General features: G+C 57.7%; 4 protein-coding genes. All 4 read left to right on the top strand.

All coding sequences use genetic code 11. The annotated features are described in order from the left end of the window. Positions 1–21 precede the first annotated feature (21 nt). From ACFWW4_RS02595 to ACFWW4_RS02580, 4 genes are read left to right on the top strand one after another with little or no spacing between them, the layout of a single operon-like run. Entirely contained in the window at positions 22–6,447 is a 6,426-nt protein-coding gene (locus ACFWW4_RS02595) for a type I polyketide synthase (RefSeq protein WP_411889435.1), read from the top strand. A gap of 2 nt (positions 6,448–6,449) precedes the next feature. After that, on the top strand, positions 6,450–7,463 hold the full coding sequence (locus ACFWW4_RS02590; protein WP_411889434.1) for a glycosyltransferase family 2 protein: 1,014 nt from the start codon (positions 6,450–6,452) through the stop codon (positions 7,461–7,463). A gap of 48 nt (positions 7,464–7,511) precedes the next feature. Then, positions 7,512–12,125 (top strand): MupA/Atu3671 family FMN-dependent luciferase-like monooxygenase, encoded by a 4,614-nt coding sequence (locus ACFWW4_RS02585; RefSeq protein WP_411889433.1) that lies wholly within the window; start codon positions 7,512–7,514, stop codon positions 12,123–12,125. Next, positions 12,122–12,814: a 4'-phosphopantetheinyl transferase family protein gene (locus ACFWW4_RS02580; protein ID WP_411889432.1), complete on the top strand. Its 693-nt coding sequence runs from the start codon at positions 12,122–12,124 to the stop codon at positions 12,812–12,814. Before ACFWW4_RS02585 ends, ACFWW4_RS02580 begins: the two co-directional genes overlap by 4 nt. Positions 12,815–13,306: the final 492 nt, after the last annotated feature.

Below are 13,306 nucleotides of genomic sequence, written 5' to 3'. Positions count from 1 at the left end.
CCGAAGGGAAGTATAGACGTAATGAGTATGGACGGACGCGAAAACGACATTGCGATTGTCGGGATGGCTGCGCATTTGCCCGGTGCTGAGGCTGTGGCGACCTATTGGCAGAACCTCAAGGCTGGCAAATCGTCGATCCGCAAGCTGGATGAGGCTGCGTTGCTTGAGGCGGGCGAAAGTCCTGATCGGATGCGTCACCGCAACTATGTCCCTGCTGCCGCGACCCTTGACGGGTTTGAGATGTTCGATGCCGATTTCTTTGGCTTCAGCCCCAAGGAAGCGGCGATCATGGACCCCCAGCATCGTCAGTTTCTGGAAGTGTCCTGGGAAGCGTTTGAGGATGCGGGGCATCCGCCCGAGAAATTCAGTGGTCCGATTGGTGTTTTTGCAGGCTGCGGTATGGGCAGCTATTTCTATTTCAACATTTGTTCGAACCCGGATCTGGTGCAAAGCACCGGTATGTTCCTGTTGCGCCATACAGGCAATGACAAGGATTTCATGTCGACCCGGGTCAGCCATGTTTTCGACCTGCATGGTCCGTCGATCAACATGCAGACTGCTTGTTCGACATCGTTGGTTGCAACCCATTACGCCTGTCAGTCCCTGCTGAACGGTGAATGCGACATGGCGCTGGCCGGTGGCGTTACCATCGAGCTGCCGCACGGGCGGGGGTATATTTTCGAGGATGGCGAGATCCTGTCACCAGATGGTGAGTGTCATGCGTTCGATCATCGCGCCGAGGGTACGGTTTTCGGGTCGGGTACGGGTGTAGTGGTGCTGCGCCGACTGGAGGATGCGATTGCCGATGGCGATCATATCTGGGCGGTGATCAAGGGGTCGGCTGTCAATAATGATGGGTCGGCCAAGGCTGGTTATCTGGCCCCCAGTGTCGAAGGACAGGCCGCCGCGATTGCGGAGGCGCACGCGATGGCGGGGGTGACTGCTGACACTATCGATTATGTCGAATGCCACGGCACTGGTACCTATCTCGGTGATCCGATTGAGGTGGCGGCCCTGACAAGCGCGTTCCGCAAGACCACCGACGACGTGCAGTTCTGCAAGATCGGGTCGGTCAAGACCAATATCGGCCATCTGGATACGGCTGCCGGTGTGGCGAGCCTCGTCAAAACGGCGATGTCGTTGCATCACAAGCAGATCCCGCCAAGCCTGGGGTATGAGGCGCCGAACCCGTCGATTGATTTCGAAAACAGCCCGTTCAGCGTAAATGCGACACTGGCCGATTGGACGTCGCACAAGGGTCCACGCCGGGCCGGGGTCAATTCGCTGGGTGTGGGCGGGACAAATGCCCATGTGATCATTGAGGAAGCACCCGAACGCGTGGCGTCGGAGGAATCCGACTGGCCTTTTCATATTCTGACGATTTCTGGCCGGTCAAAATCTGCGTTGGATGCCAATACCAGTGCGCTTGCCGCCTATCTGCGCGAAAATCCTGATCTACCTCTGGCCGATGTGGCATTTACGCTGAAGGAAGGTCGCCGGGCATTTGAGAAGCGGCGTGTTGTCGTCGCTGAAACGCCCACAGAGGCCGCCGCGCTGTTGGAAGAGGCCGATCCGCGTCGTGTCTTTACCCATTCGGAACTGACCAACCCTGATGTTATTTTCATGTTCCCCGGGGGCGGCGCGCAATATGTGAACATGGCCCGCGATCTGTACGAGACGGAGCCTGTTTTTCAGGACTGGATGGATCGTGGTCTGGATATCCTGCAACCTAAGCTGGATTACGACATTCGTGCGCTTTGGCTGCCGGAACCGGGCGATGAAGACGCCGCCGCACAGGCGCTGCAAAAGCCGTCCGTCCAACTGCCCCTGATCATGATCACCGAATATGCGCTGGCGCAGTTGTGGATGTCTTGGGGGGTGGAGCCTGCCGCCCTTGTCGGTCATTCCATGGGGGAAAACACGGCGGCCTGTCTGGCTGGTGTTATGTCGTTCGAGGATTGTATCGGGCTGGTGTTGCTGCGCGGGCAGCTGTTCGACACCGTGCCTGCAGGTGGGATGCTGAGCGTGCCGCTGTCGCTGGATGATCTGCAACCTCACATGGCTGATGATCTGGATATCGCCAGCGTCAACGCGCCGGGGCTGACCGTTGTCTCTGGCCCTCAGGCAGCGCTGGACGCGATGGCCGAACGGCTGACCCGGGCCGAGATTGAAAGTCAGCGTATCCAGATCGACATCGCCGCCCATTCGCGGATGCTGGAACCGATCCTTGGCCGCTTCCATGACTATCTGGCGTCGATCCCGCTGAACCCGCCGCAGATTCCGATCATCTCGAACCGCAGCGGTGTGACGCTGACCGATGCAGAGGCCACCGACCCCGCCTATTGGGTCGCCCATCTGCGCAATACCGTGAATTTTGCCGATTGCATCACTACGCTGAGTGAAAAGGCCGACCGGATTTATATCGAGGTCGGCCCTGGAAAGGCGCTGAGTTCGCTGACCCAGGCCCATGACGCGGTGCCGGGCCAGCAAGTGATCAGCAGCTTGCGCCATCCGCAGCAGGATGTCGCGGATGATGCTTATTTCATCAGTGTCTGCGGGCGGTTCTGGGCACTGGGATACGATCTGGACTGGTCGCAGATCTGGGGTGAGTCCAAGCGGCATCGCGTGCCGCTGCCGACTTACGCTTTCCAGCGCAGCCCCTATTTCATTGAGCCGGGCAAGGCTGAAACCGCTGCGCCCGCCACGTTGCCGATGCGGATCGAGGATGTTGAAAACTGGGGGTATCGCCCGGTCTGGCATCATCGTCTGCCCCATATCGATGTCGCAATCGATGGCGGCCTGAGCGTTGATGGCGCGGCGATCACCCCGCAAAGCTGGCTGATCTTCATGGATGATGCCGGTTTGGGTGCCAAGCTGTCCGCCCGGCTGCGTGATGCAGGACATGCAGTGACAGAGGTGCGGGCCGGCGACAGTTTCGGGCGCGATGCGGATGGGCACTATGTACTGGCACCTGAACGCGGCCGTGAAGGATACGATCAGCTGATCGCGGATTTGCTGGCGCGTGGTCAGGCACCATCGCGGATCGTGCATTTGTGGCTTGTGACTGCGGCTGAAACGTTCCGGCCCGGCGGCAGTTTTTTCCACCGCAATCAGGAGCAGGGGTTCTATAGCCTGATGTTTCTGGCGCAGGCATTGTCCGATGAAAGCCTGCCCAAGCCGCTGCATATCACCGCGGTGACCAGCGGTGCGACCAGCGTGAATGGCGAACCGCTGCCTTATCCCGAGAAATCGACCATCCTTGGACCGGCCCGTGTGATGCCGCGTGAATTGCCGGGGGTGACCTGTGCGGTTCTTGACGTGGTTCTGCCGAAGGGCCGTAGAGCGAACCTTGACGGTTTGGCGGATAGTCTTTTGCAGGATGTATTGGCCAAGCCAGCGAATGGCGTAGCGGCGTATCGCGATAGTAAGCGGCTGGAGCTGTCGCATGAGGCCGCGACGCTTGAGGAACCTGAGGAACCCGCAATCCGCGATGGGGCGGTGTGCCTGATCACAGGCGGTTTCGGTGGCATTGGTCTGACGCTGGCCGAAGACCTGATTGCCAAACACAAGGCTAAGATCGTTCTGTTATCGCGCAATCCATTGCCGGACCCTGCGGATCGTGACGCTTATATGCGCGATAACGGGCCTTTTGACAGTATCTCGCGTCGCATCGCCGCCGTTCAACGGCTGGAGGCGCTGGGTGCAGAGGTCATGATTGCCGCCGCAGATGTCTGCAATCTGGAAGACATGCGCGATGTTGTTGATCAGGTCAAAGCACGTTTTGGCAGTCTGGACGTTGTCATTCACGGGGCGGGTGTCATTGCAGATGCGCCGCTTTTGACCAAGGACCAGTTCGAGGTTGAGGCCGTATTTGCCCCGAAAATCCATGGCACGCAGGTGCTCAATACTCTGTTTCCGGATGGATCACTGGATTTGATGGTCGTCTTTGCATCATCCAGTACCGTTACTGCCCCCGCCGGGCAGGTCGATTATGTGGCCGCAAACGCCTTTCTGAATGCTTTTGCCAATAGCCGTCAGGGTGGCAAGACCAAGGTGATCGCGATCAATTGGGGGATCTGGTCAGAGGTCGGGATGGCGGCTGACGCTATGGCCGAACGGTTGGGCAATCAGGCCCTCGCGCCCGCCCTGCCAGTTGATGCACCGTTGCTGGATGAGACGAGTTTTGATCGTGACGGCAATCGGATTTTCACGGCGACTTATGACATCAGCCGCTGGATCATGGACCAGCACCGCACCCGCGACGGGCAGGCGCTGCTGCCTGGTACAGGGTATCTGGAACTGATTGCCGAAGCGCTGAGAGCGCAGGGCGAGACGGGTCTGTTTGAGATCAGCGATCTGTATTTCTTCCGCCCGCTTGATGTGGCAGATACCGGAGACCGACAGATGCGCTTGCGCCTGACCCGGACCGATGCAGGCTATACGGTGACTATTCAAAGCGATGTGCGGGTTGGCAGCCGAGAAGGCTTTGCATTGAATGCGCAGGCGAATGTGGCGCTTGGTAAACGGCCGGTTCCCGCGCCATTGGAGATAGCGGCGATTGATGCGCGTTGTTCCAACAAGCACGGCGATGATCCCAATGGGCACCGATCACCGCAAGAAGAGCATCTGAATTTTGGTCCACGCTGGCGCGTTCTGCGGACCATGGCTTATGGCGACGGTGAAGGGTTGGCCAGACTGGCGTTGCCAGATGCGTTTCACGGCGATCTAGCAGAGGGCTATCTGCTTCACCCCGCATTGCTGGATCTAGCGACCGGCTGGGCAATGCAGTTGATCGAAGGTTATGAAGCGAAGAACCTGTGGGTGCCCGTGTCCTATGGCAGTGTGCAGGTTTTTGCCCCGCTCCCGGCCGACATCTACAGCCATGTGCGCAATGCCGGGGCGAACACGACGGCCAATCCGTTTGCCAGTTTTGATATCTCGCTGGCGGATGCGGATGGCAATATCTGCATGGAGATCAAAGGATTCACTATTCACAGGCTTGAAGGCGGTTTCGCTGCCACAAAGGCCCCGAGTGCGAGTGAGATTGAGTTCACGGATGCTGATGCGACTAACGACAAGCCGCTATCGCCTGCAGAGGAGCGTCTACAGCATAACATCAGCCAGGGCATCCAGCCCGTTGAAGGGGCGGACGCGTTTGAACGGGCGCTGGCCAGCGGTCTGGGCCAAGTAGTGATATCCTCGCTTGATCTGCCGACGCTGGTTGCACAGGCCAATGTTGTGGATAGTGCTGAGGCCGGTGATGGGCAGAAATTCCAGCGCCCAGAGTTGGACAGCGAATATGTTGCCCCCTCGACGGATATTGAACGGACTCTTGTCGGCTTCTGGGAGGATCTTCTGGGTGTCGATCAGGTTGGTGTGGCCGACAGCTTCTTTGATCTTGGGGGGCATTCGCTGATCGCGGTGCGCCTTTTTGCCATGATCAAGAAGGCCTATCGGACCGAGTTTCCAATCTCGGTTCTTTTTGAAGCGCCAACGATTGCGCAATGTGCGGCCCTTATTGCTGAGCGCACTGGTGGTGACAGTGATACAGCGGTGGATGGTGGGGTTGCGGAGGCCCCGAAACGCCGCTTTACCCATCTGGTCGCGATGCATAAGGGTGAAGGCGGGCCGAAAACACCGTTCTTTCTTGTCGCTGGTATGTTTGGCAATGTCTTGAACCTGCGCCATCTCGCCCATCTGATCGGGCAGGACCGTCCGTTTTACGGTCTTCAGGCGCGCGGCCTTTTGGGGGATCAGCCGCCGCATGAAACATTGGCCGAGGCGGCCACGGATATGATTGCCGAGCTACGTCAGGTGCAACCGCAGGGGCCCTATATGCTGGGTGGTTTCTCTGGCGGTGGCCTGACTGCTTATGAAATGGCGCATCAGTTGGAGGCAGAGGGTGAAACAGTCAGCCTGCTGGTTATGTTGGATACACCGCTGCCGCTGCGGCCTGTTCCGAGCAAAACCGATAAGGCATTGATCAAACTGCATGAGATCAGGCGCAAGGGACCAAAATATCTGGTCGAATGGGCGCGTAACCGTATTGCTTGGGAACTGGGCAAGAAAGACCGTGCGCAGATTGCGCAGGCTGATGACAATCAGTTCCATGATGCTGCGATTGAGGCTGCGTTCTATGCAGCGCTGCCCAAGTTCGACCTGCGCCCTTGGGATGGCAATGTCACCTTGTTCCGGCCACCGCTGGATCGGTATTACAAGGTGTCTGGCGGTCAATGGATCTCGGCAGCCAAGGAATATGTTTACCCTGATAATGGTTGGGGTCGTTGGCTGTCAGGGCTCGAGGTGATTGAGGTGCCGGGCGACCATGACAGCATGGTGTTAGAGCCGAATGTGCGCGTGCTGGCGACCAAGATGAAGGCGGCCATCGTAGCGGCCGAAGACGCCGACCCGATCACCGATACCGCTGATCAGATCGCGGCGGAATGACGATGGCTGACCCGACACTCTGGACCATTATCCTGAATTACAAGACGCCCGATATGACCCTGCAGTCGGCGGAGGCCGCGCTGCGCGAAATGGAGGGAATCGACGGGCAGATCATCATCGTGGACAACGATTCACAGGATGGATCGTTTGAAGCGCTAGAGGCTGGCGTGAAGGAACGTGGTTGGGACCGGGTCCGCGTTGTGCAGTCCGGCCACAATGGTGGTTTTGGTGCTGGCAACAATTATGGCATTCAGGCGGGGCTGCGTGATGGTCCGCCGCCTGACTATGTTTATATCCTGAATTCAGATGCCTTCCCGGATGACGGGGCGATCAGGATCCTGTTGGACTATCTTCAGGCCAATCCAAAGACCGGGTTTGCAGGTAGTAATATCCACGGCCCCGATGGCGACTGGCATTGCACGATCTTCCGCTTTCCGTCGATCTGGAGCGAGTTGGAGGGTGCTGCCAAAACCGGCCCGATCACTAAACTCCTGCGCCGCCATGTCATCCCGCAACCTTTGCCGGATGGCCCGACGGTTGTGGATTGGGCAGCTGGGGCCAGCATGATGATGCGGTACGAGACGCTGGCCGAGATCGGTTTGTTTGATGAGACATTCTTTCTCTATTTCGAGGAGACCGATTTGTGCCGTCGCGCCAAGCTGGCGGGTTGGCCAATGGTCTATCTGCCCGACAGCAAGGTGACCCATATCGGGTCGGTCTCAACAGGTATGAAGACTTGGGCGCGCAAGCCTGGCTACTGGTTTGACTCGCGCCTGCATTACTTCGTCAAGAACCATGGTCGCGTTTATGCGGCAGCGGCAACTGTCGCGCATGTTGCCGGCGGGCTGGTCTGGCGTCTGCGATGCCTGATCCAGCGCAAGCAGTTTGGTGGAGAGGCGCGGTTTCTTCGCGACCTGATGGTGCATGATATCCGCGCGGTGGTGCGGAGCGCGAAACTGAACGCAACTGACGCTGCGATCCAAAATACCCCCCTTGTCCATTCGGGGCAGTCATGAGTCTTAAGAGTATGTCCCGGCAAGGGACCAAATGCATTGGAGCCACCCATGAGTAGCTTTTCCTGTATTCTGATCGGCAATGAATCCCTTTTGACCCATTGCGGCCAGATGTTGCTGGACAACGATCACCGGATTGACACGGTTGTGACGCGGGATGACGACGTGCGTAGCTGGGCTGTCGAAAAGGGGATCAACACGGCCCATCCCGGCGCTGGGTTGGCCGGACGGTTGGCCCCGTGCGACTGGGTTTTGAGCATCGCGAACCTATCGCTGGTCCCTGATGATGTTCTTGCGTTGGCTGGGAAAGGGGCTGTTAATTTTCACGATGGGCCCTTGCCCCGCTACGCTGGCTTGAACACGCCGGTCTGGGCGATTTTGAATGGTGAAACACAGCACGGTATCACCTGGCACATGATTGATGGCGGCGTTGATGAAGGCGCGATTATTGATCAACGTATGTTTGACCTTGCCCCCGACGAGACCGCACTGACCCTGAACGCAAAATGCTTTGCCGCTGCAATTGATGGATTTGGTGCAGTCATTGCCCAGCTTGAAACGGGTCGTCCCGAAGGGCGGGAGCAAGACCTGGCAGCGCGTCAGCTGTTCGCGCGTGCTGATCGTCCGGCAGCGGCTGGGGTGCTTGATTTTGCCAAGGATGCGGACGTTCTGTTGCGGCTGATCCGCGGGCTGGATCATGGTCACTATTGGAATCCGCTGACGGCCCCGAAGATACTGTTTGATGATCGGGTCATGCTGGTTGGCAGGGCAGAGATTACCGATTTGCCTGCTGCTGCACCCGGAACGGTTCTGGATGTCACAGAAGACGGCGTGGTGGTTGCGACCGGCTCTGAGCCAATTCGCCTCTTGGTGCTAAGGGATATTTACGGTCAAGATGTTGCATCGGCGGATCTGCCCGGCAAAGGCGATAGTTTGTCGCCTCTTGATGCGGATAGGGCAGAGCGGCTGACCGCCGTAATGGCACAGATCGCCCCAGGCGAGTTACGGTGGCGCCGTACTCTGAAATCGTCTGTGCCTGTGCCGCTGGCGGAGGTCACCGACTGTGCCTCGAGTGAAGTGAAACACCGTGCGTTGGATGTCTCACTGTCACAAGAGCAGCTGATCGCTGCGTTCTATGGTCTTTTCGTGCGGCTTAATCCCGAGGACAGAGTTTTTCTAGCGCTACATGCGGCAGATCTGGCGTTGGATACCGGATTGTTCAGCCGCTGGGTTCCGCTGTCTGTGGACGCGCCGACTGGTGCGACATTCTCTGATACTGTTTCGAAGGTTGTGGCGGAAGTCTCGTTTGCAAAAGAGCATCCGTCTTTCGCGCTGGACCTTATTGCACGTGATCCGGACCTTTCTGACCTCCCGCAGCCACAGGTCGGCGTGTCACTGGGATCAGCCGATCTGGTTGATGGCACTGCCATGACGCTGGCCTTTGCCCAAGATGATCAGGCACCTGTGTTGGTTTATGACAGTGCGCGCCTGGCAGATGAGGCGATGGATCGTCTTGTTGACAGGCTGTCTTGCATCGCGTCGGCATGTTCCGATGACGCGGTTATCGCCGAGCTGACGATCATGCCAGACACTGAACGCGATCTGGTTTTGTATGGCTGGAACCGGACGGAAACGGATTATGATCAGGACGCGACCCTGCATGGTATGTTTGAGCAACAGGTCGCGCGCACGCCAGATGCGGTCGCGCTTGTTTTTGAAGATGAGACTTACACTTATGCTGCTTTGAATGCGGCTGCGAACCGTGTCGCCCATGTTCTGCGCGAGAGCGGCGTGAGCCCCGGCACGCTTGTCGGGCTTTATACCAATCGCTCTGCCGATATGTTGATTGGTGCGCTTGGAATTCTCAAGGCGGGTGGTGCTTATGTTCCGATGGATCCCGCCTTTCCGGCTGATCGGATTGCCTATTACATCGAAGACAGCGGTGCATCGGTCATCGTGACGCAATCGGAATTGGCTGCTGCGCTTCCCGCGCATAACGCACAGGTTTTAGCGCTGGATACCGATCCGCGCTTATCTGGCAGCTCCGATGCCAATCCCGATACGCCTATGGATTCGACTGATCTGGCCTATGTGATCTACACCTCGGGCTCTACCGGCAAGCCGAAGGGCGTCATGGTGGAGCATCGCAATGTGGCCAATTTCTTTACCGGCATGGATGATCGGATCAACCACGAAGCGGGCGGTGTCTGGCTGGCGGTGACCAGCCTGTCCTTCGATATCTCGGTGTTGGAGCTGTTTTATACGTTGGCACGTGGTTTCAAGCTGGTCATCAGCGGCGATGAAAGCCGCGCGTTGGTGTCTGGCGGCGCCGGGCCAGTCGCGGTCAGCGCGCAGAATATGGATTTCAGCCTGTATTACTGGGGCAACAATGATGCGGTCAGCGCCGACCGGTATGAGCTGTTGCTGGAAGGCGCAAAATTTGCTGATGTAAATGGGTTTTGCGCCGTCTGGACGCCGGAGCGTCATTTTCACGCCTTTGGTGGTTCTTACCCCAATCCAGCGGTGACCGGTGCGGCGGTCGCCTCTGTCACAGAGAATCTGGCAGTCCGGGCCGGTAGCATCGTCGCACCGCTGCACCATCCGGCGCGAATTGCCGAAGAATGGGCGGTGATTGACAACCTGACGGGTGGTCGTGTTGGTCTAGCAATGGCATCAGGCTGGCAGCCTGATGACTTTGTCCTGCGTCCTGAAAATACGCCGCCGGACAACAAGCCGGCATTGGCGGACTCTATCGACAAGGTCCGCAGGCTCTGGGCCGGTGAAGAGGTCGCGTTTCCGCGCAAAGACGGGAAAATGCACAGCGTCGTGACGCAGCCGCGCCCGCTGTCCAAGAAAATCCCGATGTGGGTGACGACGGCAGGTAACCCTGCCACATGGGCGCAGGCCGGTGAAGTGGGCGCCAATGTACTGACGCATCTTTTGGGTCAAAGCATTGACGAGGTAGCTGAGAAGATCACGGTTTATCATGATGCGCTGCGTAAGGCGGGCCATGATCCGAAAGACCACAAGGTCACGCTGATGCTGCATACTTTCCTGGCTGATGACCGTGAAAAGGCGCGTGAGATCGCGCGCGAACCGATGAAAGACTATCTGCGCGCGGCGGCGGGTTTGATCAAGCAATATGCCTGGGCCTTCCCCGCGTTCAAGAAACCAGAAGGTGCAGCCAACCCCATGGACATCGACCTGGGGTCGTTGGAACCGGATGAATTGGAAGCGATACTCGATTTCGCCTTCTTGCGGTATTTCGAGGATTCCGGCCTGTTTGGCACCGTTGAGGATGGCGTTGAGCGTGTTGAGGCCCTCAAGAAAATCGGCGTTGATGAGGTGGCCTGCCTGATCGAGTATGGGATCGAAACGCAAACCGTTCTTGACGGTCTGCGGCCATTGGCCGAGGTGCTGCGCCGTGTGAATGGCCCAGTTGCTGAGGTTGATCCACAGGACTTTTCAATCGCGGCGCAGATCAGACGCCATGGCGTGACCCATCTGCAGTGCACACCCAGCATGGCCCGGATGATCTGCATGAATGAAGATGCCAGTCAGGCGTTGGGTACCGTCAAGCATCTGATGATCGGGGGTGAGGCCCTGTCAGGTTCTTTGGTCGCGGATTTGGCGACGTTCACGGATGCCAGCATTGAGAACATGTATGGGCCAACCGAAACGACCATTTGGTCGACGACACAAACCGCCGGTCCTGATGAAGGGATCGTGAATATCGGCCGTCCTATTGCGAACACTCAGGTCTATGTCCTTGATGACGGGGGTCAGCCGGTGCCGGTCGGCGTGCCGGGTGAACTTTATGTCGGCGGCGCTGGTGTGACGCGCGGATATTGGCAGCGGCCCGAGTTGACCGCCGAGCGGTTTTTGCCCGACCCGTTTGTAAATACCGATCAGGTGAACCCACGGATGTACCGCACCGGAGATCTGGTGCGTTGGAGGGCCGATGGTCGGCTGGATTACATTGGTCGGACCGATCATCAGGTCAAACTTCGTGGTTATCGGATTGAGTTGGGCGAGATTGAAGCAAAGCTAGAGGCGGCACCATACGTGACTCAAGCGGTCGTAATGACCCGCGAAGACACCCCCGGAGACGTCAGACTGGTGGCGTATATGACCACATCAGGCAGTGTTGCCGATGCAGATCTGCGTGAAAGGCTGGCCGTGGATTTGCCGACTTACATGATCCCTGCTCATTTTGTTACGCTCGCCAGGTTTCCTCTGACACCAAATAAGAAGGTGGATCGAAAAGCGTTGCCGGCGCCGGCAAAACCTGCGGCCGCGCCAAGGCCATCGCCGGTCACCGCCAAGACCGTTGTTTCGTCTGATGTGACCGGCGGGATCTCGGAAATCTGGTCACGGATCCTTGGGGTGCCGCAGATTGGGCCTGACGACAACTTCTTTGCGCTGGGGGGTCATTCCCTGCTCGCGGTACAGGCACATCGCGAAATGCGTGACCAATTGGGCCTGACGAGCCTTTCTATCACGGACATCTTCCGGTTTCCGACCCTGTCGGGGCTGGGCAAGCATTTGGGCGTGACGTCGGAAAGCAAACCAGCGGTCCAAGCATCAGTGGTTGCGGACCGCGCGCAGTCACGCGCTGATGCCATGGCCCGCCGCCGCAACATGCGGGCCAACCGAACCAGATGAATGCCGGGTTAGGGTCTGACCCCGCGTTGTCCGATCTGCAGGTGGTGATGCGGGGTCTGTTCCCCGCGTCGATGGGTGTCGGCGTGACAGATCCCGCCGCTGAACAGCCGGAATTGATGCCCGCTGAGATGGCTGCAACAGAAGGTATGGTGCCAAAGCGATTGCGCGAGTTCAGCGCTGGGCGGTATGCGGCACGGCTGGCGATGAAGGCAATAGGTCAGTCTGTGCGACCGATTCTTATGGGCGCAGATCGGGCCCCCATTTGGCCAGAAGGACTGCGCGGCAGCATTGCACATTGCGATTCTGCCTGTGTTGCGGTTGTGACTTTGGGTGACGAAACTGTCGGTGTTGATATCGAGCCTGATCTGCCGTTGGAGGCTGATCTGATCGAGGTGATAACGACTGTGGATGAACGGGAACGACTGCAAGCCCGACCAATTTCTGAAAGAGGTTTATTGGCGCGCAAGCTGTTTTGCGCCAAGGAGGCTGTCTACAAGGCGCAATACCCGATCAGCAAGGAAATGTTTGATTTTCATACGTTAAATATCAGATTTTCCGCGTCGATGGATGAGTTTCAGGCCATTTTCTCACGCAATGTCGGTCCGTTCCGCGCGGATCAAATGGTGCGTGGCCAATTTGGTGCTGCCGCTGGTTTTATGCTTGCCGGCGTTATCCTCGAACCGGTGTGATCAACAATAATTCGGTTGTCTCGTCTACATCTAATTAATTCCGTTTCGGCAACAATTTGCCATCAAGCAGGTCATTGGGCGCAAGATGATGGAAATTAACACTCTATTCATGGTTGATTATTACAAACCAATATTATCATCGATCCAAACAGCGCCGATGAAAGGATTGCGGAACAGCTGGCACTTTGGACCGGCGCTTGACACCTACGAAGAGAGAACACTGTCGCATGACACGATTGGACGACACGCAAGAACAGCAGATTGACGCACCCTCGACAGGCGGGTCGATTTTGCTGCAGTCCGTGTTTGCTGGCGTGGTTACCGGAACGGTTGCAAATGTGATTACGTTTTATCTGGGTTATTCAATTTGGATTGCACTGCTTTGCCACAGTGTCTTTGGTGCCTTGGGGATGGGTCTTGTATTGGTGCTGTTTGCCAGTAGGTCCGAACCGATTGAGCGAAAGGTGTCACCCAAGGCGATGCCCAGGGCGG

Origin of the sequence: Yoonia sp. SDW83-1 (genome assembly GCF_046762885.1) — a bacterium.
Taxonomy (GTDB): domain Bacteria; phylum Pseudomonadota; class Alphaproteobacteria; order Rhodobacterales; family Rhodobacteraceae; genus Yoonia.
Note: the sequence above shows the minus strand (reverse complement) of the source record. Positions and strands in the feature narration are given on the sequence as shown.

Bases quoted from the DNA above. Each gene is read 5' to 3' on its own strand.
- ACFWW4_RS02585 (WP_411889433.1), top strand. From the start codon at position 7,512: ATGAGTAGCTTTTCCTGTATTCTGATCGGCAATGAATCCCTTTTGACC.
- ACFWW4_RS02580 (WP_411889432.1), top strand. From the start codon at position 12,122: ATGAATGCCGGGTTAGGGTCTGACCCCGCGTTGTCCGATCTGCAGGTG.
- ACFWW4_RS02595 (WP_411889435.1), top strand. From the start codon at position 22: ATGAGTATGGACGGACGCGAAAACGACATTGCGATTGTCGGGATGGCT.
- ACFWW4_RS02590 (WP_411889434.1), top strand. From the start codon at position 6,450: ATGGCTGACCCGACACTCTGGACCATTATCCTGAATTACAAGACGCCC.